The sequence below is a fragment of the Pseudoalteromonas sp. NZS100 genome (assembly GCF_015864815.1).
In the GTDB taxonomy this organism is placed as follows: domain Bacteria; phylum Pseudomonadota; class Gammaproteobacteria; order Enterobacterales; family Alteromonadaceae; genus Pseudoalteromonas; species Pseudoalteromonas distincta.
The window spans coordinates 73,406-98,123 of the sequence record NZ_JADYWM010000008.1 but is presented as its reverse complement, the minus strand read 5'-3'; the positions used below and the strand labels follow the sequence as shown (position 1 = coordinate 98,123).

Below are 24,718 nucleotides of genomic sequence, written 5' to 3'. Positions count from 1 at the left end.
ACAGTTTATAAATTAGTCGCGAAAGTTTTTAAACTGAAAAGGCTGACCTAAATCGGCACTGCGTACTACCTGCATTGCCTCTTGAAGATCGTCACGCTTTTTACCTGTCACACGTACTTCTTCGCCTTGAATAGCGGCTTGTACTTTAACTTTTGAATCTTTAATGGCTTTAACCACTTTTTTGGCCATGTCTTTTTCGATACCTTGCTTTAACCCAACGTTACGAAATACATTTTTTCCTGCACGGCTAATATCTTGAAGTTCTAAACTAGCTACATCCATACCGCGCTTTGAAATTTTTCCCGCTAAAATATCGAACAACTGCATAACTTGAGAGTCAGCTTCGGCTTTAAGCTTAATTGTTTTATCGTTTAGCTCAATAGATGCATCAACGCCTCTAAAATCAAAGCGAGTCTCTAGTTCACGGTTTGCGTTATCAACCGCATTTTTAGCTTCGTTCATTTCTACTTCAGATACAATATCAAATGAAGGCATTAGTATACTCCTAACTATTTAATCTTAATTTTATGTGGCAATTATAACGCTAAAATTATAAATCTTTACATTTTTCTGCATCTTGTTCAGGTGCGATACTAAATTAGTTTGATATACTTGCGCCTCTTTTTTAAGCGATTTTAGGATTTGTCGTGACAAGGCGTGTTTATCAAGCAGTTTTTTTAATCAGCATAGTGGCTTTCACCTTTTTATTTGCTAAAGAAATAAAAGGTGGCGTTGTAAATTTATTCCCTCATGTTGATAAAGTCGCCCATTTTGGGATTTTTTTTATATTAGCCATAATAATGGATAAGGCTTTTAAGCTTCCTTTATATGCTCAAATACTCTTATTAGCAGGCTATGGCGCCTCGATAGAAATAATGCAAGACGCACTTCCTTATAGGCAAGCATCACTTGGTGATTTTTTTGCTGATTTTGCAGGGGCTGCAAGCTACTTTTTACTTAGAGTAATTTTTACACCTCGAAAAAAGAACCCACATGGCTAATATTTTAATCGTTGGCGATGGCGCTATTGGCTTATTGCTGAGCCACTTTTTGAGCGCATCGCATAATGTCTGTGTTTTGACTCGTAAAAACCCAACAAACACCCGCTTTTACAGCAGAGCTAAGGGTGCATCAAAAAAAATTAACGCAAAATTTATTTCTTTAAATCAGTTAGATAAAGCAACTGAATTTGATGTAATTTTATTTACCGTTAAAGCTTTTCAAGTGCTTGATGCGTTTTCTCAAATAAAGCCATTTTTACCAACACATTGCTCTGTTGTACTTTCTCATAATGGAATGGGCAACGTTGATGAGATAAATAACCAGCTAAACATCCATCAAGCACTCTACTTTTTAACGACAAGCATAGCTGGCTTTAAATCAAACCAATATATTGTGCAACACACAGGTGAAGGACAAAGCGTTATTGGTGGCTGTAATGAGCTTGCACTTCAAAATAGTGCGCCCATAGCTGATATTTTTAAAGTAATACCCAACCTAAAGTTTACTAATAACATTCAGCAGCTTCGTTTTGAAAAGCTACTCGTCAACATTGCCATTAATCCATTAAGCGCTTTAAGTAATGTAAAAAATGGCGAATTACGTGCACCTAAGTACAATACAATAATTTTTAATGCACTTACTGAAGCATGCAATATTGCAAAGGCTCAAGGGCTTAATATCCCATTAATTAAAGCTCTCAATACCGCTTATAAAATAATGGAGTTAACCGCAAATAATTACTCATCAATGCAGCAAGATATAGCTCACAATAGAGAAACTGAAATATCCGCTATATGTGGCTATATTAGCCAACAAGGTAAACTTCACAGTATTCCAACGCCTTACAACGATGAGTTGTTAGTCAAAATTCAGGCAAAAAAAAGCGTGGTATAAACCACGCTTATATAAGCTTTTAACTTTACGGGCGATAAACTTTTACAGTTTCGAAGCCCTGTTCGTGCAGCATAAGTGCCTGTAGTTGGCTCATTACGCCTCTGTCACAATATAAATAGTAGTCAGTGTCTTTTGGTAAATCACCAAACTTAGTAGCCAAACGGAAGAACGGCAAATGCACCACTTCAACACCATCGATTGCAAGCGGTGCAGCTTCTTCTTCTTCTGGTGAGCGAATATCAATTACTACAGAGCCTGCAGGTAAATCAGCAACCGACTCTGCCTCTTTTAGCTCTTGCTTGGCTTCTACGTCAATATCGCGTACATCCATTATGCGCGCGTTATTTACTACGATATCTAGCACATCAAAATCGAACTTTTCTTCTTCGGCTTCTATTACTTCAATTTTGGCTTTAACTGTCGGCTTTTTAGAAATAACACCACAATATTCAGGCATCGTTTCAGCCATTTCAGCTGTACCAATTTGGCGAGCAAGATTAATAATTTCTTGTTTATCATTTTGAATTAGCGGGCGTAAAATAAGCGTTTCAGTAACGCGGTCAATCACGCTTAAGTTCGCTAATGTTTGACTAGATACTTGGCCAATACTTTCACCAGTGACAAGCGCCTGAATGTTTAACTTTTCAGCCACTACACTTCCTGCTCGCATCATCATACGTTTAAGCACAACACCCATTTGGCTGTTTTCAACGTTTTCTAAAATTTCAGCAACAACAGGTTCAAAATCAACTGTTATAAATTTCACTTTATGTGTTGAGCTGTATTTTTTCCATAAAAAATAGCTCGCTTGCTTAACACCAATCTCGTGCGCTGCGCCACCTAGATTAAAGAATAAAAAGTGCGTACGTGCGCCTTTACGAATCATTTGGTAACTTGCTACGCCAGAGTCAAAACCACCCGACATAAGAGAAAGCACATCTTCTTGCGTTGGTAGTGGAAAGCCCGCCATACCAAAATGCGTTTGCGAAACAATGTAAGCTTTATCGTCTTTTACTTCTAAGCGTATTGTTACTTCTGGACGGCTAAGCTTAACGCTTGCGCCTTCAATATGTTGATTTAGCCCACCACCAACATAACGCTCTAAATCAGTCGAGGTAAAGTCGTGTTGGCCTATACGCTTAGCACGCACACAAAAAGTTTTACCCACAATTGTGTGACCCACTAACGCTATTGTTTTTTGATAGATATCATCGAGAGTTTCAAATTGCGTCTCAGTTACTTCAATAAACTGAACGATACCAGGTATGCGTTTAAGGCTGTCGATAAAATCAAGGCGAACTTGTGCATCTTCAAGCTTTGTAACAACTGAAATATTATCCCAGTTATTTCTTACTTGTACTTTTTCGTCAAGACGTCGCAATACAATTTTAATGTTATTTTCTAACACTTTAGTAAAGCGTTTACGGACCGAACGGCTTTTGATGGCTATTTCAGGATGTAGTTTGACGATAAATTTAAGCATAGTTCACTCTTAGACTGCGGGAATTCGCGCTCCCAGGCATTTGGCGCGCGATTATAGCAAAAAATCCAGCGTCTAGGAAACAACCAAAGGGCAACGGCTAAACAACAGTTGGGGCTTGTTGCGCTAACTCAGTGTATTTTTCGCGTAATAGGTTCATTTTATCGATACTTTTATCGGTACTGTACGCTCTAAATAATGTAAGTACTTTTAAAATACCGTGATATATATCTTGCTCAGCAAGGGTACCGCTTGGCCTACGAGCCTTAATATAAGGCGTCCAAAAGCTAACAGTTAACTTTAGTGTATGGGCTAAATCAATGACATCTTGCTCATCAATAGCAATCATTTCACTATCGCGAAGACCTAGAATAATTTTACGAACTTGCTCTAATAACTCTAACTGAAAATCAATGTAAGCTTGTTTTAGCTCAGTGTCTCTGGCGAGTATATCGCCAAGATTGTCGTAAAAAAAATGGTAACGCCACATCAATTCAAATAACGAATCTAAATAAGCCGTTAAATGATTAAATGCATCATCATCTTTATTAATAGGTTTAAAGTGAGTATTTAAATGATCGCGATACAGCGCAAAAATATGACGGATAATGTCTTCTTTATTTTTAAAATGATAATAAAGATTACCCGGGCTCATCCCTAAGTTTGATGCAATATGATTTGTCGTTATTGCACGCTCACCATTTTCGTTAAACAACAAAATACTGGTGTGTATTATTTTATCCTTGGTATTCATATGCTAATACTCAAATTATCTATAGGCTACATTACACTCAAAAGAGGTAAACAGTATAAACAAATATGAATCATTAAAACACTCAAACCTTGGACTGACCTGTTCTAAGAAAGTAAGTGTTTATATGCTTTATTAGCTAGGCTGCTTTGTGGCATAAACACTGTTAAACTAGCGCTAAAATCATAAATAGTGAACATTATGAAAGTTATTGCAATTTACCCGGGCACCTTTGATCCACTAACCAATGGTCATACAGATCTTATTCAACGTGCAGCTAAAATGTTTGATACCGTATTAGTTGCGGTTGCGAACAACCCAAGTAAAAAACCCTGTTTTAACCTTGAAGAACGTGTTGAACTTGCAAACTCTATTTTAAGTCACTTAGATAATGTTAAGGTCATTGGTTTCTCTGGCTTATTGGCTGACCTTGCGCGCGATCACAATGCTAATGTGCTTATTCGTGGTATTAGGGCTGTATCTGATTTTGACTATGAATTTCAATTAGCTAACATGAACCGCCGCCTGAATCCTGATTTAGAAAGTGTATTTTTAACACCCGCAGAGCGAAATTCATTTATTTCATCAACGCTTGTTAAAGAAGTAGCACGTCACAATGGTGATGTAAGCGAGTTTGTAGATCCTGTAATTGTCAAAGCTCTAAAAACTAAATTGGGCTGTGGTGCCCAATAACACTTCCCGAATTAGCGCATAACTTGTATGCGCTAATTCGGCTTTTGTATAGATGATGATTTTAATTTTTTAATTAACCAAACAAGTTTTAGCAAATCTTTATTGATAATTAATATTAGTGCCATCGTAATATCAATAATAGGCATAAGAAAACCATACAGCATCCACAGCCACCAAAAGTCCCAATTGCCATAAAGAGTATTATCAATATACATGCTCATAAACAGTGAGGCATTGATACCAAGCCCTACAATAAGATAATAAAATCCGTACGGTATTTTGCGTCCTAAAAAAATACGCCACATAAAAATAACGGCAATTGTTAGTACATCAAATATAAACATCTTTAAATGCGGAGCTGCAGTAGTTATGTCCATAAATAAACTAAGTGTGTACGAAGCCATCATAATAAAGCTAAGGTGAACTCGGCTTTTATCTTGCTTATTAATGGCAATTGATAGAGTGAACAAAAAAGAAAAAACAAACAGCCATGTAATAAGTATTCCAAAATATTCATTAACTGAATTTAATTGCCAAAATAGATCCTCCATTCTATTCAACCTTTTGATGAGTGCTTTTTCTACGATTAAGTAAATACCGTTTTAATGCAACCAAACCTAAAAAATCTTTATTAATTAGGAGAACTAAAAGCATCGTTAAATCAGAAATTATTTGCCCTATTGCATATAAGGCCCAAAACCACCAGTAGTCTAAATTTCCTAAAACAATACTGTCGTAGTGCATTCCAAAAAAAACAAATGCGTTAAAGCTAAGTCCGACTAAAAGATAATAAAAGGCTACGGGTAGGTTTTTACTAAAGTATATCCGCCATATAATCAGAAAAAATATAGTTACGATATCAAATATAAAAAGGGTCAAATGGGGTGTGTTGCTAAAGGGATCCATAAAAATACTTGAGGTGTAAGATACCATCATAATGAATGCAAGCTGTGTGCAGCTTTTGTCAGACTTGTTAATGCTTGCAGACAAATTATATAAAAAAGCGAGTACAAAAGACCATGTAGTAAAAATGGTTATATAGTCGTATAAACCAGCCAGCTGCCATAAAAAATCAAGCATTGCGTGACCTTTTAAATTTTTCAGTTAAAAATTTAGTAAGCTTAACTAGACCTAAAAAATCTTTGTTAAAGATAAGCGCTAATGGCATTATCAAATCTGTAAAGTACATACCAAATACATAAACGTTCCAAAACCACCAATAATATAGAGTACCTAAAATCTCTATATCGTAATGCATAGCTAAAAATAAAGATGCGTTAATACTCAGACCAAAAACAAGATAATAAAATGCGTTAGGAATTGGGCCTCGACTGCAGTACCGAAACGTAAAAATAATAATTAGAGTTACAATATCGAAGTAAAAATAGTTTAAGTGAGACACTATAACCATATCGAAAAGTGTACTTAAGGTATACGAAATCATCATAATACCAGAAAGGTACATTGTATTTTTATAGGGACTGTTTATGCTTGCTGACAAATTATAAAGAAATGCAATTACAAAGAACCATGTAATAAAAATACCTACATAATCTCTAATCGCTACCAGATCCCACAGTATGTCAGCCATCATGCCCCTTTATGAATTTATTATTTCGCAACCACCCTTTTAGTTTATACAAACCTAAAAAATCTTTGTTTATGATCAACACCAATGCCATTGTAAAGTCAACAAAATACATTCCAAAAATATAAACAGTCCAAAACCACCAATAGTAAAGAGTACCTGCAATTTCAATATCGTAGTGCATACCTAAAAATAAACATGCATTAATGAAAAGCCCAACAATTAAATAGTAAAAAGCAATTGGTATAAATTTTTTATATATAAATCGCCAAAGTATCAGGGCGCTAATAGTAGCAAGATCATAATAGAAGTAATTTAGGTGAGGATTTTCAATAAGTGGATCCATAAAAAGACTAGATATATATGAAACCATCATTATAAATGAAAGATGCGTTCTACTTTTATCATTTTTATTAATACTCGCTGATAGGTTATACAAGAATGCGATTAGAAAGAACCATGTAAATAGTATTGCTACGTTGTATCCTAAATCTACCAGACCCCAAAGTATATCAACCACTACTTCTATTCCTTTTCATAATACTATTGTGGAACCATATTTTAATTGCAGCTAAAGCTAAAAAATCTTTGTTTATAAAAAATATAGCTAGCATCATAAAGTCGGCTAAATTAACAACAATTGAATAAAAAACCCAAAACCACCAAGGTTCGTAATTATTAAAAACTGACACATCTATATACATACCAAGAAATAATGATGAGTTTATAATCAACCCTAACAACAAGTAGATCGATATAAGATTTTTAATAATGAACAACCTTAAAATAATAATGGCGAAAATAGTTGTTATATCAAACAAAAAGAGCTGAAGATACGATATGTGTTGTATATCTATAAACAGGCTTGAGGAGTAAGAAATTGACATAACCAACGATAACCATACAGCTTCTTTTTTAGGTGTGTTAATACTTACAACTAGTGAGTACAAAAAAGCCATTAAAAAGCCCCACTGTACAAATACACCTATGTAAAAAGAAATTGCTGGATTAACTAGAATATTATCCATTATTTTTGAGATTCTTATTGAATACTAGTGACAGAATCATTAAAACATCGAACATATTTACACCGATAGAGTAAACACTCCAATACCACCAAGGCTCATAGTTATATAAGACGTATAGATCGTAATGTAATATTAAGGTGAGTACAGCATTTATTATTAACGCAAAGATGATGAAGTGAAAAGCTATAGAGCGGTGAAGTACTTTAAAGTACTCTAAAATTAACAAAGCTAAAATTGTAATAAAATCGTAGAGCGCCGAGTTTAAATATAGACTTTCTAATAAGTCTATATAACCACTAAAAACATATGAACAGAGCATAAGCGTAGATAAATAAACAGGAGACTTATTTTCTTTATTTATCGCAGAGGTCAAACAATACAGGAAGGCCATTAAAAAACCCCACTGAGTGAAGGCTTTTACATAAACCATGAGGGGTTCAGTAACGTACATTTGAACTAGGTTACTTTGTTGGTATCGTTAGACTTGAAGTAACTGAGGGTTTTGTTCTTTAACTTATGAAGCCCTAAAAAGTCTCTATCTACTATTAATGATACAACCATTAATATATCGATAATATTTATAGTGAACTGATAGAGGCTCCAAAACCACCAAGGTTCGAGGTTCTCATAAAAATAAACATCTAAGTACATCAAAATAAAAAAGGTAGTGTTAATAAAAAGGCCGATTAACAAGTACAAAAAAGAGGGAGTCGTTTTCTTTATCACAAAAAATAGAGTTGTAAGAAAAGAGATTGTGACTATGTCGTGTAAAGCCCAGTCAAGATAGGTTGTTTGATAATAGGAAAGCCAAGTATAAAAATAATCTGTCGCAGTATAAGATACCATCATAACGAATGAACTGAGTAATAAAGTCGTCTTTCTTTTAACGCCTAGGCTATATACAAAAATATTGAAAAAGAAGGCCATTAAAAAAGCCCACATAACAAAAGCTGATAATGAAAAAAGACCAAAGAACTCAGTTAAAAACATTCAATACCTTACATTTATTTAGGTTTCTGGCCTGAAAGAATAGAACCACCACCACGCTGCAATTCATTACTCGCAGCAGTCATCGCTTCTTGTGAGATGCTTACTGTATCAGATTGCAGGGTTTTAGGGCTAGCAGTTTGTTCCATTGCAGGCTTTAATTGTTGTGTTTTGTTGTATGCTTGCATTTGTAATTGGCTATTAGCTGAAACTTGCATGTGATTGATCCTTGTAAAAGTTTTAATTATATTCGGTGCAACTTTTAACCACATTATTATGTAGATAAATGCATTACCTGTTTTAAGCAGTGATAGCTATTTTGCTATCTACTTTATACAAAGCAACCAATGTGCCAACTTTTTTTGACACATTAAAATTCACTCAAAAAATATAATCAAACCAAACAACTCCGACCAGTTTGCTCCATATATAAAAAAACGCACAGGGATAACCGTACGTTTTTTGTATCCAGGGAGTTTAAGCTACGTATTTACACGGGATCTCCGCACGTGTACTTAGCTTCAAAATATATTCCATTGCTACTTCGTCACAATTTTCTTTACGAAGGCAAAGTTCACAATCTTTCATTACTTTTTCAGGCAAAGAGTCTTTGCTACAAAAAGTAAAACGTTGTTGTTCAAAAAAATCGGGTACACGGGTCAATACAATAACTCGGTTAAGTGCCAATTTTTTGGCTTTAGCAAGTAGGTGCTCTACAAGCTGTCTCCCCTGCCCCGTCACTTTACTTTTTGGGTCTATACCCAATGAGCGTATTTCAGCAAGGCCGGTATCGTAAATGTATAACGATGCACAACCTGACACTTTTCCATTTATTTCAGTAACTGCAAACTCGTTAATAGAGTGCACCATATCGCTTTTTGCACGAGGTAGGTTTTCGCCTACCGTTGCCCAATGCTGTATAAGTGTAGCAATTGCCTCTACATCATCTAAATTTGCATCACGTACCGTTATTTGCTGTTTTTTTTTGGCTTCTTTAACAGCATTAGTTACTTGCTCAATAGATGTACCACCAAGCGCTTGACGCGCTTTTATACACGCATCAATTTCAAGTACTGGGTAAACATCGTCTTCAAATACAGTGTTTACTGATTTGTACTGCTCAAGTGATAGCTCCTCAAGCGTTTTACCTTCGCTAATCGCAAGCTGTACAAGTACACCCACAATGTGATGCCCTTCTCTAAATGGCACACCTTTAGCAACTAAGTAATCAGCAAGCTCGGTGGCATTAGCGTGGCCGCCTTTTGCCGCTGCTAACGTTTTATCGCCATTTACTTTTACGCCTTTAATACATGCTTGCGCCATATGAATACATGCAAGCCATGTTGGCATAGCGTCAAACAGGCCTTCTTTGTCTTCTTGCATATCTTTATTGTATGCAAGTGGCAGCGCCTTTAATGTCATCATCATAGCGCTAAATGCACCAAATACACGTCCGGTTTTACCGCGAATAAGCTCGAGTGCATCAGGATTTTTTTTCTGAGGCATGAGCGATGAGCCTGACGTGACGTTATCAGCAAGCTCTATAAATCCGGCTTCACCCGAATTATAAAAAATCAGATCTTCAGACATACGAGATAAGTGAATCATCGAAATAGACGCACAACTTAAAAGATCTAACACAAAGTCACGATCAGATACGCCATCAAGGCTATTTTTTGTAGCCGCTGTAAAACCTAATCCGTGGGCTAATGCTTGGCGATCAATCGGATAAGCTGTACCTGCTAATGCACCACTGCCTAATGGGCAAAAATTCATACGCGCTTTAGCATCTTGCAGGCGGCTTTCATCGCGCTCTAGCATTTCTACATACGCCATACACCAGTGGCTAAACAATACTGGTTGTGCGCGCTGTAAATGCGTGTAACCTGGTAATATTGTGCCAAGCTCTCGCTCTGCAAGCGCTACAAACTCGCCTTTTAGCTGTGCAATGGCATCTAGTAAATGATCGGCTGTATCACGGCACCATAGTCTAAAATCGGTGGCAACTTGGTCATTACGGCTTCGGCCTGTATGTAATTTTTTAGCTAAATCACCTACTTTTTCAATTAGAGCAGCTTCAACATGTGAATGAATGTCTTCTGCACCTGAAGTAGCAACTGATTGTGGATCAGCTTTAACTTCTTCAAGTAGCTCATTTAATGCAGCAACTAATTTTGTATGCTCATCACTTGAAAGTACATTTACCTGTTCAAGTGCACCAGCCCATGCCACAGAGCCAATAATATCTTGCTCTGCTAACTGGTAGTCAAAGGGAAGAGAGTCGTTAAATTGCTTAAACGCCTCATCTGGACCCGTAGAAAAACGTCCGCCCCATAATGCCATGAAATCTCTCCAAACCCTGTAGTGCCCCTTTTATAAGGGGCTATAAATAATTTACTTTTTAGCCAATGCTGAAATTCTGCTTGAAAGCGAGAATAAACGAATAAAGCCTTCAGCGTGTGACTGGTCATATACATCATCTTCGCCAAATGTAGCAAATGCTTCGCTGTATAAGCTATTTGGTGATTGCTTTTGAACCGCAGTTACTTGACCTTTATATAGCTTAAGTACCACTTCACCTGTTGCCACTTTAGAAAGTGCTTCAGCACCGGCTAAAATAGAATCTTTAAGAGGCGTAAACCAACGTCCGTCGTATACTAAATGTGAAAATTCACCACCTAGTACTTCTTTCCATTTACGGCTTGCTTTATCAAGCACTAGCTCGTCAATGGCTTGAAGCGCAGCCATAATTACTGTGCCACCTGGTGTTTCATAACAACCGCGTGACTTCATACCAACTAAACGGTTTTCTACAATATCAACACGTCCAACGCCATGAGGCGATGCAATATCGTTTAATTTAACTAAACAGTCATATGGTTTAAGTTCTTCGCCATTTACAGCAACCACTTCGCCTTCAACAACTTTTAAAGTTACTAGTTCTGATTTATCTGGTGCTTGCTCTGGAGAGTTAGTCCAAGTCCATACTTGCTCAGTTGGTTGACACCATGGATCTTCAAGCTCACCACCTTCGTGCGAAATATGCCAAGCGTTAGCATCACGGCTATAAATTTTTGTAGCAGATGCTGAACACGGAATGTCACGCTCTGCTAAGTAATCAAGTAATGATTCACGACTCGATAAGTCCCACTCACGCCATGGCGCAATTACTTTTAAATCAGGAGCAAGGGCTGCAAAACATGATTCAAAACGAACTTGGTCATTACCTTTACCAGTACAACCATGAGAAAGTGCATCAGCACCTACTTTACGTGCAATTTCAACTTGTGCTTTAGCAATAATAGGACGCGCCATAGACGTACCTAGTAAATAAGTACCTTCGTAAATCGAGCCCGTTTTAAGTGTTGGATAAATGTAATCACTTACCATTTCATCTTTTAAATCAACTACGTAACATTCTGAAGCACCTGAAGCAATTGCTTTAGCTTCTACGCCTTCAAGTTCTTCTGCGCCTTGACCTACATCCGCTACAAACGCAACAACTTCACAACCGTAGTTTTCTTTTAACCATGGCACGATAGCCGATGTATCAAGACCACCTGAATAGGCTAAAACGACTTTTTTAATTGAACTCATAGGTGTTCCTTAACAAAATTTGGATTTAGTAATGTAACTAGCAAAGCATTTTGCGCGTGCATGCGATTCTCTGCTTGTTGAATAATTTTCGATGCTGGACCATCCATTACCTCAGAGGTAATTTCAAATTCACGGTGTGCCGGTTGGCAATGTAATACCGTAGTTGCACCTGTTTGATCTAGCAATGCCTGATTTAATTGATAAGGCATATATTTTTCTTTAACTTGCTCAAGCGGTGTTGTATCACCCATTGATACCCATGTATCTGCATATACAACGTTTGCACCCACAGCCGCTTCAACACGGTCACTTACCATCACTGATGCGCCATTCATTGCCGCTATTTGCTCTGCCTTTTTAAGAATTTGCGAATCAGGCGAGCTACCTTTTGGCGTTACAGCAACAAAATCAGTGCCAAGCGTTGCAGCTAAAAGCATTAATGAATGAGTTACATTGTTGCCCTCACCTAAGTAAGCCACTTTAAGCTCGCTCACATCGCCGTGAACTTCTTGAAGCGTTAAAAAATCAGCAAGAGCTTGGCATGGGTGGTATAAATCACACAAACTATTTACTACCGGTACTGATGCGTATTCACCTAATGTAGTTAATGTGCTGTGCTGATTTACGCGTGCAACAATACCATCAGCCCAAGTAGAAATATTAAGTGCGAAATCTTTAATTGATTCACGTGCACCCATAGCGCCATTTTGCTGATCTAAATAAACTGCATGGCCACCAAGGCGGTTAATACCTATATCAAACGATAAGCGAGTACGTAAACTTTGTTTTTCAAACAATGTTACGATTGATTTTCCCGCTAATACATTGCTGTATTTTTCTGGTTTTGCTTTTATATCTTGCGCTAACTTTAATAAATTAAGTGCGCCTTCTTGGTCTAACTCTAAACCCGTTAAAAAATTCTCAAACATAATAAACCTATGGTGTAATCTTAGTTCCGACATGCTCGCCTTGTAGCAGAGCAGTTAAATTTTCTGGCTTTTGCCAGCTGGAAATATACACACCGCGTCGTAAATGTTGGGCAGCGTGAAGGCTGGTCTTAACTTTGACCTCCATCCCGCCCACAATTACTCCATTTGTAATTAAAGTATCAATGTGTTTTGTGTCAAGTTGATGTAACGGCTGTTTATTTTCGTCAAGCACTGCTTCAACATCCGTCATAAAAATAAGTTCAGCATTTAAGTTACTAGCAATAGCCGCTGCAGCTTCATCTGCATTTACGTTGTACCAAAGCCCTTGCTCATCAAAGCCTATAGAGCTAACAATGGGTAGGCGACCGATTTTAAGTAAATCATTAACAATAGAATCGTCGTTGCTTTTACATTTACCCACTAAGCAAAGCGCTTTTAGCTTTTGAGTGGCAGTAACACCTGCCTCAAAAAGGCTTAAGCCCACAGGCTTGTGCCCTGCACTAATAGCTTGAGCCATTAATTGTTTATTAGCGCAACCTGCAAGCGCACCCACTATATAAGGCATTTGCTCTGCTGGGCTAATACGTAATCCTTGGTGTTTAGCACTGGCAAAACCCGCTTGTTTTAACCATGTATCAACTAAAGCGCCACCGCCATGTACAATCACAAATTCATCATTTGTTTGCTCATTTAATACATCAAACAACGCTTTTGCTGCATTTTCTGTATTAAGTACTGCACCACCTAGCTTAATTACCCACGTTTTTTTACTCATTTAAAACGCTCCTTTTAAACCAGTGGTATGTTCTAAATTCATAGAAATATTAATACACTGCAAAGCTTGTCCAGCAGCGCCTTTTAATAAGTTATCAATAGCAGACATCACAATTAACTGCGTTCCTTGTTGCTGCCAGCCAATATCAACAAATGGCTGCTTAGCTACACCTTTAATTGAAGGTACTTTATCGCCTAATAAACGAATTAATGGCTCGCTCGAAAGTACTTGATAAGCCGATGTAACGTTTTCCTTGGTAACGCCTGGCTTAAGCTGTACATAAATAGTTTCTAAAATACCGCGCGGAAAATTACCTAAGTGCGGTGTAAATAACACTTTGTGGCCAAGGTGTTGTTCAATTTCAGGGCCGTGGCGATGGTTAAACAAACCATAAGGTGCAAGCGACACTTCACAAAAATGTGTTCCTACACTGGCTTTACGCCCTGCGCCTGTAACGCCCGAAACCGCATTAATAATAATACTTTCGCTGCTCAATAAGCCTGCTTGCTTAAGCGGTTTTAGCGCATTAAGCGCTGCTGTTGGGTAACAACCTGCAACAGCAATTAGCTTTGCATTAGCGATAGCATCATGGTTCCACTCAGCTAGACCGTAAGCCGCTTCATTTAAAAGCTCTGGATGTTGATGCTCAAAACCATAGTAAGTAACGTAGTCGTCATTGTTTGCTAAACGATAGCCACCAGATAAATCAAATACCTTTTTACCCATAGCTAAAAATTGCGGCGCTAAATCAACACTTACCTTGTGATCGGTACATAAGCATACGTAATCAGCATCACTTTGAATGTCATCAAAAGCTGATACGCTAAGAGGAAGTAAAGGGCAGTCTAGTAAGCCAAGGTGCTCTGGGTATAAATCACTTAGCAATTTATTTTTATCTAAGCTACCCTCAGATACATAACAGCCTGTTAAAGTTAAGTTTGGATGCTTAGCAACTAAACTTGCTAACTCTGCGCCGCTGTATCCGCTTGCGCCAATAATCACTACATTCATTTGTTACTCGTTATCTTAAAATTAATTACTACTTATCTATAATGTTCGCTTAAACTAGCTTAGACGCTAATTAAGTCTTTTTTATTAATGAATTTTGATTATCGTCGCATTATTTTCATGGCGTTACTTTTAATATATTTATGCTCAAAAAGTGAATTGATATTCATCATAAATACTTTTATATTGTTATGCAATTAAATTGAATAATAATTTTGGATTTTTTTATGCCTTTGCCTTCGTTTATTTCCATGTACCAACAATTGATTGCAGCCCCTTCTATTAGTGCTATTGAAGACAACCTGTGTATGAGCAATAAAAACGTAATTGAACTCCTAGCCAGTTGGTGCGAAACAATCGGTTTTACGTGTGAAATTATAGAATTAGAAGGAGGTAAAGGACGCTATAATTTATTAGCAAAACGCGGAGAAGGTGATGGCGGATTAATGCTAGCTGGTCATACCGACACAGTGCCTTTTGATGACAGTCGTTGGAATCATAATCCATTTAAACTTACCGAACTCGATAACAAATTATATGGGCTAGGAAGTATTGATATGAAAGGCTTTTTTGCTTTTGTATTACAAGCGATTAGTGAACTTGATGAAAAGCAGCAAACTCAGCCTATTTTAATCCTTGCCACCGCCGACGAAGAAACAACGATGGCTGGTGCACAACAAATATGTAAGCACCCGAATTTAAAACCTGCGCGTTGTATAATAGGCGAACCTACTGATATGACGCCAGTATTTATGCACAAAGGCCATATGAGTACAGCAATAAGAGTGGTTGGTCGCTCTGGGCATAGCTCCGATCCCGAACGTGGTCTTAACGCCATTGAAGTAATGCATAAAGTGATTACAAAATTGATGATCTTAAAAGAACAATTAAAGCATAAGTATTCAATAAACCACTTCGAAATCCCTTATCCAACATTAAACTTAGGTAATATTCATGGCGGCGATAACGCGAATAGAATTTGTGGTTGCTGTGAAATGCATATAGATATGCGCCCATTACCAGGTTTAAGTGTACAAGAACTACAAGCATTAGTACTCGATGCAACGAAAGAGATAAATCAGCAATACCCAAATGCGGTGAGCGTTATTGATTTACATGAACCAATACCGGCATTTAGTGGTAGCACCGACAGTGCTTTAGTAAAAATGGCTGAAAAAATAGCGGGGCAAAAAGCGGTCGCGGTAAATTACTGCACTGAAGCGCCGTTTATCCAGCAACTCGGTTGTGAAACGATTGTAATGGGCCCAGGCTCAATTAACCAAGCACACCAGCCTGATGAATTTTTAGCGATGGAAAAAATAAAACCATCACAACAAATAATCACTGATCTTATAAAAGCAAATTGCTTTAGCTAATAAGATTACAATAAAGGCGCCAATTGGCGCCTTTATTAATACAGAACTAAGGCCTAATCACCTTTAACTTCTAAGTTAATAAACTTAACTAGTTCTTCAGGTTGCCCTACTAGCATCATAACTTGTTGGTTAATTTCCATCATAGTTTTACCTTCAGGTAGCTTTGCAGACACACTGAATGAATTTAAACCTTTCGCAAAGCTGGTTAAAGCCTCTGCAATATCTTCAGTTACAGGAGCTTGTTGTAACTGTTGCTTTAGCGTCATTTCCATTTGCTCAAGCGTCATACCTTGCTTTTCAAGCTCGCTTGATAGTAAATCTTTTAATTTACCTTGGTTATTTAAGGCAAAGCTAACATTACGCGGCTCTAATTTACTCATTGCTTGCATAACAAGTGTTTGCTGCTGTAATTCTTGCTCATACGTCAGCGGTTGATCACCCGCTTCTTGTTGCGCCTTGCTAATAGCCAATGAAGCATCCATTAACGCTTTTGAATTAGCTAAACCCATATCCATATTAAAACTAACAATGTCTTTTGCATCAAGCTTAACTACTACATCACTATTGCCAGACTCTTCATCGTAATCAAGTGATGAATGTAAGTCGTAACTTGCCGACGCTAACATTTCGTTTGTATCGGCTGGTAATTTTGATACAAAGCTTTTATCAAACTGAAAGCTTTTTACATCAAATGATGTATGTGGTGATATTTTATCCGGCTCGTAGCCAGTTATTTCAATGCTTTGAATATTAGCAACATTGTCACCTTCAGGGCTTATTACTTCCATATTTGTTATTTCTACACTCTTTGAAATAACACTTGCCGATAAACCAGCGTATTTAAATGTAGCGCCAGTTTGCTCGCTTACTAAAGCAAGTTGCTTATCTACTTCTGCACGCACTTCTTGAGTTGCTACGTAGTTTGCGTAACTAACACCACCCACGCCTGCGGCCACAAGAGCTGCAACTATAACTAATTTTTTCATGTCATTTCCTTATTTAATTCTTTCTATAAAGTGTCTCAACTTAAGAGTAACACTGAAGAACATCACCGATAAGTGTTAATTAATCAAACTAAGTAACTCATGTACAGTTTTTACAGGGGTAATTTTAGCGCCTAGCCCTTCCATCGATTTATGGTAATTGCGAAATGGAATATATATTTCTGTAAAACCATGTTGTGCAGCCTCTTTAACACGCGGTACACCACTGTCTATTGGGCGTACATCGCCGTTTAAGCTAAGTTCTCCCATAATACACGTGGTACGAGGTACAACAAATTCGTTTAAACTGCTAAGTAACGCGGTTACTAATGCTAAATCGATGCAGGTTTCTGTCTCATCAATTCTTAAACCACCCACAATATTAAAAAACGTATCGTGAAATATTTTAGTTTTAGTATGCTTACGTAATATACCGGTCAGCATTTTTATACGATTCATATTTAAACCAACACAAACACGCTGCGGAAATTCAGCTTCTGTTTCGGTAGTTAAACATTGAATCTCAAGCAATAAATTACGATTCCCTTTACGAATACAGGTAATAGTAGAGCCAGGTGAGTCGGTAGTTGAACCCGATAAAAATATTTCACTTGGATTATCAACGCTTAACATTCCACGTTCACACATTTTAAAAATGCCAACAGTATCAATATCACCAAAGCGGTTTTTATTTGCCCTAAGGGTTCGTATTTGCCCATCGTTGGTATCTATGTGTAAAAGCGCATCAACAATATGTACAAGTGTTTGAGGGCCTGCTATTTCGTTATTTTTATTTACGTGAGCAATAATGAACATGGTTACATCATTTTGCTTACAGTACTGAGTTAATGCTTGGGCGGCGCTTTTTACTTGCGAAGGCGAACCTGGGCTACCATTTGCCGTATCGGTTACAACAGCTTGAATAGAGTCAATAACAGCAAACTTAATTTTATTTTTCTCGAGCTCTTCGATGATGGTTTCAACGCTCGTTTCAGAAAGTAAATAAAGCTCGTCCGGGTTATAGTTTAACTTTAAACGATTTACCCTGTTTTTAAACTGCGATAAAGATTCTTCTGCCGTACAGTAAAGTGACGGCATCCGTTGTGACATTCTCGCCACTAAGTCAGATAGCAAAGTTGTCTTACCCGCCCCCGGATCGCCCGAAATTATATTAACAGAGCCAGTAGTCACCCCGCCGCTTAGTACGCGATCAAGCTCGCCGATTTCAGTTAGCTGCTTTTCAGCCTCTGATGTAGCAATATCATTGATTTTTTTAGAGCCACCACCAACACCACCAGCATAACCACCAACGTTCGCTCGTATTGATGCTTTTTTACTGTGCCCTGCTGAAGGCTTAAATTCCGCTAATGTGTTCCACGCACCGCAGCGACATTGACCCTGCCAACGTTGATAGTTCATGCCACATTCGGTACAAACAAATTCTACTTTTGCCGCTTTAGCCATTGATAACTTTACCTACTATTCTTTAATTAAAAAAAATTCTTACTATTAAGCGCTTATTTTGCCATTTCAGGCATTTACTTAGCAACAAACTCTTGCCTGCTTAAAAATCTAGCGTCACAATCAATAAATACACATGGTGTTTCTTTTTAGCTATAATTTAGGGCATACTTTTTGCTTTGTAATAGTTTAAAGTAACTTGCCAATAAAATGGCAAATAACACATACATAACAAGAGCTAAACAGTAGTAACTCAAATAATCGTACCTATATTAATAACATAGCGCGATTTAACGTTTATTGAACTTCTAATAAATGGACTTAACAGTATACCTACTTTTTCAATTAGACGGTGATGGTTTTATAAATGGCTGATGACATAATGCTCAAACACGAAGACCTCGTGAATGAGTTAAAAACATATTTAGGCAACGCTAAATTTGATCTAATTTTCAAATCAAAAACCGCAGGGTTAACTAAACCTGAGCAATTTTTAATGAAAATGGAAATGTCGCGTTTATCTCAGCCAGTGGCACGTTTTGTTGATCTTCGCGGATTAGTGACAGGCCAAGTAAAACCATATGAGCATAACGGCAAGCAACACTTTATGGATGACACAGCCATTGAAGTGTTTGAAAAAGCGCTTAAACAACATGGTGAATACACCTTAGCTGTTTACGAAGCCGTAATGAATACAGAAAATAACCACCGCGTATTACAAAAACAAGCAGCCGAAAAATCAGAGTTACAAGAGCTAGAAAATAACTTAAACACTGAAGTAATTAAGTTTGCCTCTTACGAGAGCCGCCGTGAAGAACGGATGAATTACTCAATAAAAGTAACGATTGATTACAAAGATAAAAAGAACATTGCTGCTAGCACCTCAGATATATCTTTAAGCGGTTGTAAAGTTAAGCTTGCAACGCGCTACTCTATAAAAAAAGGCGAACTCATCGCAATGCGCTTAGTAGGCCTTGAGCAAGACTTTGAACTTGGCCTAAAAAACGGTATTCAATACGAAGTTGTTGCAGTAGAAAATATCTCTCGTGAATTTAATCACATCCGTTTAAAGCGCACTTATATAGAAAACAACGATGCCTTTAATGACTTTTTAGAAAGTTTTATTCATGGTAATAAGCGTCGTTATAAAGTAAATCTAGATAATACGCTCGATGCTGTAGTATCAAAGGGATATGAGCAGTACTACATTCCTCGCGTAACGTCTTTATATGTGTTTTTAAGTAAAAAAGATGAGCAATATTACCCAAGCCTTAGCCTTACCACTGAAAATAATATTTTTATTCAGCGCTACTTTACCGATGAAAGAAAAACACCGTGTTTGTACAATATACTTAATCATCAGCGTATTACACAATTACTAACTCAAATTACCGCAGTAAAAGAAGATTACCTCTATACATTTACACATATATCATCAGGTAAAATTTATTACTACTCAGCGACGCGTACAGAGTTAAATAACAACCCTAAATTACGTGATCTATTTTTAGGTTTTGGTAGCCAAAAAGAGAGCTGGCAATGCTTTAAAATACAAATAATGCCAAGTCATCCAGATGATTCTTTTATACCGCTTTCACTACCTAATAGTGCCGGTGAAAATATAGAAAAATTAAATAAGCCACCTTCCCCTCGTGTAAAAGGCCTTATAAAAGATGTTAAGTATATTGTTGTACTTACAAATATTGGCAATAAAGCTGAACAAGCAAATTATAAACAACTTACTTTTGATAAAGCATTAGTAAATCAGCTTAAGCACTTTGGCCACGCAAAACACAAAACACCACCCTACTTAGATATTGTGCCACTTGAATACGTAAATTTACGCTCGCATAAGCGCTATCTTTATAAAACACCAGTTAGTGTCACTATTAATGATGAGGTATTTAACGGCTATACACGTGACTTTTCGGTAATGGGTTTGCAGTTAGAGTGCGAACAACCTGCCACATTTAAAAAAGGCGATATAGTACTTTTAGCATTCCCTGAACTTCAAAAAATAACTAAAAAGCATAAGCTTAGTGAACTAAAGTACGAAGTAATGGCCATCAGTAAGTCATTTACTACTATTAACCTAAAAGCAAATCGTATTGCTGATTTACCTCATGCTGGCGTGACCTTTTTCACTCAGCTAATAGAAGGTAATAAAGACAAACTTAAAGTATCTGAAGAAGCACCTAAAGTAGAAGGCTTATCTACCGCACTTAGAAATATGGTAACAAAAAGCGTTTGCCAATTTCCGCTATATTTACACAAAGAAGCTGCACACTTTAAAACGGGTGCAATTGGATATGGGTTATACGCCAGCCCTATTCACGTAATTTTGCAAAACTTTGGTTTATTAAGTAACAAAACTGACTTTTCGAGCATTCTGACTGAAGAGCAAATTATTAATGTAATAACACCAAATATTAAAGATCGCAGCCGCCAAGATGCACCACTTGCTTTTACACTTGCTATTAACTTCGACCCTCGAAAAGGCAGTATTGAAGAGGCTATTGTTAGCCAATGCGCTTTAGGTGAAGACTACTCAAGCTTTTATAAACAAATTAGTAAAGACATTACATCGCAACTTATATTCGTAATGCGTTTGTATATATCGCGCACAGGTCGCCCCGATACTGATTACCTTTCTAATGAGCTAAAATACGTAAGTCAGTACGCAATGCACAAAGCTAAAGATTTAGAAGAAGCCTTATGGGCCGTAGCTGGTGTGGGTGATGTAGTAGATATAACTGAAGAAGCGCTAAGCCATTTAGAACTAAAAAAAGAGCAAGTAGCACAAATGAGCCGCCGTAAGCTAATTTGGTTAAACCGCTTACGTTAAGCGGTTTAACTTAATTTATTTTAAAGTGTTGGTTGTTTTTCTAACGGAATAGCCAACATATACAACAATTGCAATAATGACCCTTCACAAATAGCCGCTTGTGCTTGCTCAACCACTTTAGGCTTACCATGTACAGCCACACCTAGGCCAGCTTTTGCCATCATCACTAAATCATTTGCGCCATCCCCAATAGCTACAGTTTGTGCTTTTTTAAGCCCTAGCTTTTGCTGAAGTACCTCTAAAACGACCGCTTTTTGCTGCGCATCGACAATCGTACCCAGTACTTTACCTGTTAGCTTGTCGTCTTTAAATTCGAGTACATTAGCGTGCACTTCATCTAAATTAATCAGCTCTTGTACACGCTCCGCAAAAGGCACAAAACCACCTGAGGCAATCGCCAAATACCAGTTATGTTGCTTTAAAATTTGGCACAGTATTTTAATACCAGGCATTAATGGTAATGTACTTTTCAGTTCTTCAATTAAGCTTTTTTCAATACCTTCAAGCTTAGCTACACGCTGATATAAACTCTCACTAAAATCAAGTTTACCCGCCATTGCAAGTGCAGTTACAGAGGCAACTTCATCGTATACGTTCGCAAGGCGTGCTATTTCGTCTATGCACTCAATAGTTATTGCAGTTGAATCCATATCCATAACCAATAAACCTGGCTCATATAAATTAGGCGGCGTAGTAACTTGCACTAATTGACAATCAAGTGTGTTTGAAAATTCTTGTAGTACTAACGGGTTTATAGTTTTATCTGCATTTTGCACGTAAAAACACAGTGCAGGTGCAAGCCCTAAATCAGGTTGGTATTGGCATATAGCGGTGACGTTTTGGTTATGTGTCGCTAAAAAGTCAACAATACTGGCAATGTGTTTTTCTGCAAAATCACCTGCAAATGCGATGCTAAATAACCCTAATGCTTTGTTTGGAATATAATCGAGAGGTGTAGATACACCACCACTATAGCTAAACCATTTATTAAGAGTTAAGTGTTGTAATGGTTGCTCAGCAGCTTGCTGTGCCATGTTGATTTGCGACATGGGATCTCCGTGTTTATTTTTATTTTCCTGATAGTTGGCATCTCAAAACTGCTATTCTCAACACTAAATTCGCCATCAGGTGGGGTTTAAGGTTATAGTTAGTGTAGTTGTAACATCAAATCAAAATGCTGTCAGTAGCATAAACGGTGACTATGAAAAATAACCATATTAAAAACCCTATAAGCGCATCCCAAAGAAAGCGACTCGTTCGCTTAATTCTTGCGGCTGGCTGTTTTGTATTACTCAGCTGGGTGGGTGTTAATAGTAGTTTTCAGAGCCACCAGTTACTTTACGATAGCGCCGACAGCACCGCCAAAAGCCTCACTCAGTTTATGGCTTTAAATGTTAAAACACCTTTAATCGAAAAAAACAAACCCCAGCTCAATGCAATCTGTAACGATATAAGTAAAGATGAGTTCGTGCTTTCGGCCACTATTTACGATCAACAGGGTATTTTATTAGCCAGTAGCGACAATTGGCAGTCGCACCATGTTTATGGTCAACTTTCTGATTCTACCCCCGGAATAAGTAAGTTAAAAACACCTTTTATGGAACCTGTTATAAGCGATGATGACCGCCCTATAGGTTTTGTATCTATTACTTATTTAACTCGCGCTGCAATATCCGACAGCCATAATCATTTTCATGACTTAGGCAGGCAGGTTTTACTAATGCTAGTGATTGCTTGTATTTTTACGTGGCAGTTAGGCCGTGGATTAAAGCGCTGGCAGGTAAATCGTTATATGCAAAAAACATCTGAACAAGAATCATAAAGTTGCTTTGCAAGCGTCTCTTTTTCGCTGTTTGGCTTTAAATCACATAGTGCGTCAAACACATCAGGTATATGCAATGGCGTGTTAACCTCCCCTTGGTAGCCACTTAAAGGCATTGAAGGTGAATCTGTTTCAAGCACTAAGTGCTCGGGCTCAATAGCGGCAATAACAGCACGGGTTTTAGCTGCACGTTTATAGGTAATAACACCGCCTACGCCAAGCTTAAAGCCCTGTTTGATATAGTACTTCGCTTGTTGGATTGAACCTGAAAATGCATGAATCACTCCCCCATTTTTTGGCTTACAACGTTTAAACGATTGCGCAATTAAATCATGGCTTTGCCTATGATGCACAATGAGCGGTAAGCTTAGCTCATTAGAAAGCTTTATTTGCTGTTCAAATAAATAAGTTTGTTTAGAGAGGTTTTCAATGCTTCTATCAAGCCCACACTCACCAATAGCCACCAGCTGATGCTTATTTGTAGTTGCAAACTCGAATAATGCTTCTATGTGCGATTCTTTATGTTGATCTAAGAAGTAAGGATGTAGCCCTGCCGCTATTTTTATACTTGGATAGGTTGCTTTGAGCTCTATAAGAGTATGCGATTGAGCAAGCGTAATACCCGGTGCAACAAACTGATTAACTCCCTTTGCTACACACTCGTTTATCAGCGATTCACGACTTGAATTAAACTCACTAAAATCGAGGTGGCAATGAGAGTCAATAAATTGCACGGTTACTTACTCATCTATTTATTAAGGATTTAAGCGTGTAATTTGCCAGCTATTATCTGCTTGGCGCAGATACATAAAACGATCATGTAAACGATGCGCCCCACCTTGCCAAAACTCAATTTTAGTGGGCACTACACAATAACCGCCCCAAAAATCAGGTAATGGAATTTCACCTTTAGCAAACTTATTTTTCATATTAGCAAAGGTTTCCATTAGTACTTTACGTGATGACACCGGACGACTTTGCGCTGATGCCCACGCTGCTAATTGGCTTTCTTTAGGACGAGATAAAAAGTACTTTGCCACAGCAGAAGTTGGTAATGGTTTAGCCCCACCGTATACAATAACTTGGCGTTCCATGTGATGCCACGGAAAGTGAAGCGATATTTTGTTATTACCTTTAAGCTCCTGCGCTTTACGCGAACCTGTATTGGTAAAAAATACAAAGCCGTTATCATCCAGGTGCTTTAAAAGCACTATACGCTGTGAAGGCTGACCGGTTTCATCAACAGTTGCTACAACCATCGCTGTTGGATCGGGTAATTGGCTTGCTACAGCATGCTCAAGCCATGTTTCAAACTGCTTGAATGGGTCATCTTGCAAGTTATCTTCGCTTAACGCGTCTTGCAGGTATTCACGGCGGATATCTTCGAGTTTCATAACAAATCCTTTAAATAAAGACTTAGAAAAGAGCTTAGAGTAGCGAGCTTAAAACAATAGATATTGAGTAGTAACAAATATTAAGATTCAGGTATATGCGATAGT

Annotated in this window: 24 protein-coding genes; 6 read left to right on the top strand and 18 right to left on the bottom strand. The window is 37.6% G+C overall.

Annotation, left to right across the window (positions count from 1 at the left end):
* Positions 1 to 12: 12 nt before the first annotated feature.
* Complete coding sequence (locus I6E69_RS10475) at positions 13 to 495, bottom strand: YajQ family cyclic di-GMP-binding protein (protein ID WP_002958753.1); 483 nt, start codon at positions 493 to 495, stop codon at positions 13 to 15.
* A 152-nt stretch (positions 496 to 647) separates the two neighbouring features.
* Here I6E69_RS10475 and I6E69_RS10470 point away from each other — a divergent pair, with 152 nt between their 5' ends.
* Both I6E69_RS10470 and I6E69_RS10465 read left to right on the top strand, forming a co-directional pair.
* Entirely contained in the window at positions 648 to 1,001 is a 354-nt protein-coding gene (locus tag I6E69_RS10470) for a VanZ family protein (protein ID WP_002958754.1), read from the top strand.
* Entirely contained in the window at positions 994 to 1,896 is a 903-nt protein-coding gene (locus I6E69_RS10465; RefSeq protein WP_197121219.1) for a ketopantoate reductase family protein, read from the top strand. Before I6E69_RS10470 ends, I6E69_RS10465 begins: the two co-directional genes overlap by 8 nt.
* A 25-nt stretch (positions 1,897 to 1,921) precedes the next feature.
* Here the strand turns inward: I6E69_RS10465 and thiI are convergent, their stop codons facing one another.
* Entirely contained in the window at positions 1,922 to 3,379 is a 1,458-nt protein-coding gene (gene thiI / locus I6E69_RS10460; protein ID WP_197121218.1) for a tRNA uracil 4-sulfurtransferase ThiI, read from the bottom strand.
* A gap of 97 nt (positions 3,380 to 3,476) precedes the next feature.
* A complete protein-coding gene (locus tag I6E69_RS10455; protein ID WP_002958757.1) occupies positions 3,477 to 4,130 on the bottom strand; it encodes a TetR/AcrR family transcriptional regulator in 654 nt (217 codons plus the stop codon).
* Positions 4,131 to 4,328: 198 nt separating this feature from the next.
* Here I6E69_RS10455 and coaD point away from each other — a divergent pair, with 198 nt between their 5' ends.
* Complete coding sequence (gene coaD / locus I6E69_RS10450) at positions 4,329 to 4,820, top strand: pantetheine-phosphate adenylyltransferase (protein WP_039484868.1); 492 nt, start codon at positions 4,329 to 4,331, stop codon at positions 4,818 to 4,820.
* Positions 4,821 to 4,852: 32 nt separating this feature from the next.
* Here the strand turns inward: coaD and I6E69_RS10445 are convergent, their stop codons facing one another.
* From I6E69_RS10445 to argC, 10 genes are all read right to left on the bottom strand, one after another.
* Complete coding sequence (locus I6E69_RS10445) at positions 4,853 to 5,371, bottom strand: hypothetical protein (protein ID WP_182196475.1); 519 nt, start codon at positions 5,369 to 5,371, stop codon at positions 4,853 to 4,855.
* A 1-nt stretch (position 5,372) separates the two neighbouring features.
* Positions 5,373 to 5,900, bottom strand: a complete 528-nt coding sequence (locus I6E69_RS10440) for a hypothetical protein (RefSeq protein ID WP_197121217.1) — start codon at positions 5,898 to 5,900, stop codon at positions 5,373 to 5,375.
* A 503-nt stretch (positions 5,901 to 6,403) separates the two neighbouring features.
* A complete protein-coding gene (locus I6E69_RS10435) occupies positions 6,404 to 6,928 on the bottom strand; it encodes a hypothetical protein (RefSeq protein ID WP_149602227.1) in 525 nt (174 codons plus the stop codon).
* Positions 6,921 to 7,436: a hypothetical protein gene (locus tag I6E69_RS20665; RefSeq protein ID WP_231619760.1), complete on the bottom strand. Its 516-nt coding sequence runs from the start codon at positions 7,434 to 7,436 to the stop codon at positions 6,921 to 6,923. The genes I6E69_RS10435 and I6E69_RS20665 overlap by 8 nt, the downstream gene beginning before the upstream one ends.
* A gap of 1,004 nt (positions 7,437 to 8,440) precedes the next feature.
* Positions 8,441 to 8,641, bottom strand: a complete 201-nt coding sequence (locus I6E69_RS10430) for a hypothetical protein (RefSeq protein ID WP_039484887.1) — start codon at positions 8,639 to 8,641, stop codon at positions 8,441 to 8,443.
* A 259-nt stretch (positions 8,642 to 8,900) separates the two neighbouring features.
* The gene (argH, locus tag I6E69_RS10425) at positions 8,901 to 10,766 is read right to left on the bottom strand and encodes an argininosuccinate lyase (RefSeq protein ID WP_149602222.1); all 1,866 of its coding nucleotides are present in this window, start codon (positions 10,764 to 10,766) and stop codon (positions 8,901 to 8,903) included.
* A gap of 51 nt (positions 10,767 to 10,817) precedes the next feature.
* Positions 10,818 to 12,020: an argininosuccinate synthase gene (locus I6E69_RS10420; protein ID WP_007377844.1), complete on the bottom strand. Its 1,203-nt coding sequence runs from the start codon at positions 12,018 to 12,020 to the stop codon at positions 10,818 to 10,820.
* Complete coding sequence (locus I6E69_RS10415) at positions 12,017 to 12,949, bottom strand: ornithine carbamoyltransferase (RefSeq protein WP_002958764.1); 933 nt, start codon at positions 12,947 to 12,949, stop codon at positions 12,017 to 12,019. Before I6E69_RS10415 ends, I6E69_RS10420 begins: the two co-directional genes overlap by 4 nt.
* 7 nt (positions 12,950 to 12,956) lie before the next feature.
* Complete coding sequence (argB, locus tag I6E69_RS10410) at positions 12,957 to 13,724, bottom strand: acetylglutamate kinase (protein WP_197121216.1); 768 nt, start codon at positions 13,722 to 13,724, stop codon at positions 12,957 to 12,959.
* On the bottom strand, positions 13,725 to 14,735 hold the full coding sequence (gene argC / locus I6E69_RS10405) for an N-acetyl-gamma-glutamyl-phosphate reductase (protein ID WP_197121215.1): 1,011 nt from the start codon (positions 14,733 to 14,735) through the stop codon (positions 13,725 to 13,727). It lies immediately after the preceding gene.
* 224 nt (positions 14,736 to 14,959) lie between these two features.
* Between argC and argE the strand changes: the two genes are divergently transcribed.
* Positions 14,960 to 16,108 (top strand): acetylornithine deacetylase, encoded by a 1,149-nt coding sequence (gene argE / locus I6E69_RS10400; protein WP_149602219.1) that lies wholly within the window; start codon positions 14,960 to 14,962, stop codon positions 16,106 to 16,108.
* Positions 16,109 to 16,161: 53 nt separating this feature from the next.
* On the opposite strand, the gene I6E69_RS10395 is transcribed toward argE, so the two are convergent.
* A complete protein-coding gene (locus I6E69_RS10395; RefSeq protein ID WP_197121214.1) occupies positions 16,162 to 17,094 on the bottom strand; it encodes a hypothetical protein in 933 nt (310 codons plus the stop codon).
* 75 nt (positions 17,095 to 17,169) lie between these two features.
* Positions 17,170 to 18,555 carry a DNA repair protein RadA gene (gene radA, locus I6E69_RS10390; protein ID WP_002958769.1) on the bottom strand — a complete coding sequence of 462 codons (1,386 nt, stop codon included), beginning with the start codon at positions 18,553 to 18,555 and terminating at the stop codon, positions 17,170 to 17,172.
* A gap of 364 nt (positions 18,556 to 18,919) precedes the next feature.
* Here radA and I6E69_RS10385 point away from each other — a divergent pair, with 364 nt between their 5' ends.
* Positions 18,920 to 21,397: a PilZ domain-containing protein gene (locus I6E69_RS10385; protein ID WP_197121213.1), complete on the top strand. Its 2,478-nt coding sequence runs from the start codon at positions 18,920 to 18,922 to the stop codon at positions 21,395 to 21,397.
* Positions 21,398 to 21,417: 20 nt separating this feature from the next.
* Here the strand turns inward: I6E69_RS10385 and serB are convergent, their stop codons facing one another.
* Positions 21,418 to 22,446 carry a phosphoserine phosphatase SerB gene (gene serB / locus I6E69_RS10380; protein ID WP_197121212.1) on the bottom strand — a complete coding sequence of 343 codons (1,029 nt, stop codon included), beginning with the start codon at positions 22,444 to 22,446 and terminating at the stop codon, positions 21,418 to 21,420.
* Between the two features lie 152 nt (positions 22,447 to 22,598).
* Between serB and I6E69_RS10375 the strand changes: the two genes are divergently transcribed.
* Complete coding sequence (locus I6E69_RS10375; protein ID WP_002958772.1) at positions 22,599 to 23,219, top strand: AhpA/YtjB family protein; 621 nt, start codon at positions 22,599 to 22,601, stop codon at positions 23,217 to 23,219.
* Here I6E69_RS10375 and I6E69_RS10370 read toward each other — a convergent pair.
* The gene (locus I6E69_RS10370) at positions 23,186 to 23,953 is read right to left on the bottom strand and encodes a TatD family hydrolase (protein WP_197121211.1); all 768 of its coding nucleotides are present in this window, start codon (positions 23,951 to 23,953) and stop codon (positions 23,186 to 23,188) included. The genes I6E69_RS10375 and I6E69_RS10370 overlap by 34 nt on opposite strands.
* 21 nt (positions 23,954 to 23,974) lie before the next feature.
* Positions 23,975 to 24,613, bottom strand: a complete 639-nt coding sequence (gene pdxH, locus I6E69_RS10365) for a pyridoxamine 5'-phosphate oxidase (RefSeq protein ID WP_197121210.1) — start codon at positions 24,611 to 24,613, stop codon at positions 23,975 to 23,977.
* Positions 24,614 to 24,718 lie beyond the last annotated feature (105 nt).

Bases quoted from the DNA above. Each gene is read 5' to 3' on its own strand.
- I6E69_RS20665 (WP_231619760.1), bottom strand. From the start codon at position 7,436: ATGGATAATATTCTAGTTAATCCAGCAATTTCTTTTTACATAGGTGTA.
- I6E69_RS10430 (WP_039484887.1), bottom strand. From the start codon at position 8,641: ATGCAAGTTTCAGCTAATAGCCAATTACAAATGCAAGCATACAACAAA.
- argC (WP_197121215.1), bottom strand. From the start codon at position 14,735: ATGAATGTAGTGATTATTGGCGCAAGCGGATACAGCGGCGCAGAGTTA.
- argH (WP_149602222.1), bottom strand. From the start codon at position 10,766: ATGGCATTATGGGGCGGACGTTTTTCTACGGGTCCAGATGAGGCGTTT.
- I6E69_RS10375 (WP_002958772.1), top strand. From the start codon at position 22,599: ATGAAAAATAACCATATTAAAAACCCTATAAGCGCATCCCAAAGAAAG.
- I6E69_RS10445 (WP_182196475.1), bottom strand. From the start codon at position 5,371: ATGGAGGATCTATTTTGGCAATTAAATTCAGTTAATGAATATTTTGGA.
- argB (WP_197121216.1), bottom strand. From the start codon at position 13,724: ATGAGTAAAAAAACGTGGGTAATTAAGCTAGGTGGTGCAGTACTTAAT.
- serB (WP_197121212.1), bottom strand. From the start codon at position 22,446: ATGTCGCAAATCAACATGGCACAGCAAGCTGCTGAGCAACCATTACAA.
- I6E69_RS10420 (WP_007377844.1), bottom strand. From the start codon at position 12,020: ATGAGTTCAATTAAAAAAGTCGTTTTAGCCTATTCAGGTGGTCTTGAT.
- I6E69_RS10475 (WP_002958753.1), bottom strand. From the start codon at position 495: ATGCCTTCATTTGATATTGTATCTGAAGTAGAAATGAACGAAGCTAAA.
- I6E69_RS10465 (WP_197121219.1), top strand. From the start codon at position 994: ATGGCTAATATTTTAATCGTTGGCGATGGCGCTATTGGCTTATTGCTG.
- I6E69_RS10385 (WP_197121213.1), top strand. From the start codon at position 18,920: ATGGCTGATGACATAATGCTCAAACACGAAGACCTCGTGAATGAGTTA.
- I6E69_RS10455 (WP_002958757.1), bottom strand. From the start codon at position 4,130: ATGAATACCAAGGATAAAATAATACACACCAGTATTTTGTTGTTTAAC.
- I6E69_RS10395 (WP_197121214.1), bottom strand. From the start codon at position 17,094: ATGAAAAAATTAGTTATAGTTGCAGCTCTTGTGGCCGCAGGCGTGGGT.
- I6E69_RS10415 (WP_002958764.1), bottom strand. From the start codon at position 12,949: ATGTTTGAGAATTTTTTAACGGGTTTAGAGTTAGACCAAGAAGGCGCA.
- argE (WP_149602219.1), top strand. From the start codon at position 14,960: ATGCCTTTGCCTTCGTTTATTTCCATGTACCAACAATTGATTGCAGCC.
- pdxH (WP_197121210.1), bottom strand. From the start codon at position 24,613: ATGAAACTCGAAGATATCCGCCGTGAATACCTGCAAGACGCGTTAAGC.
- coaD (WP_039484868.1), top strand. From the start codon at position 4,329: ATGAAAGTTATTGCAATTTACCCGGGCACCTTTGATCCACTAACCAAT.
- I6E69_RS10440 (WP_197121217.1), bottom strand. From the start codon at position 5,900: ATGCTTGATTTTTTATGGCAGCTGGCTGGTTTATACGACTATATAACC.
- thiI (WP_197121218.1), bottom strand. From the start codon at position 3,379: ATGCTTAAATTTATCGTCAAACTACATCCTGAAATAGCCATCAAAAGC.
- radA (WP_002958769.1), bottom strand. From the start codon at position 18,555: ATGGCTAAAGCGGCAAAAGTAGAATTTGTTTGTACCGAATGTGGCATG.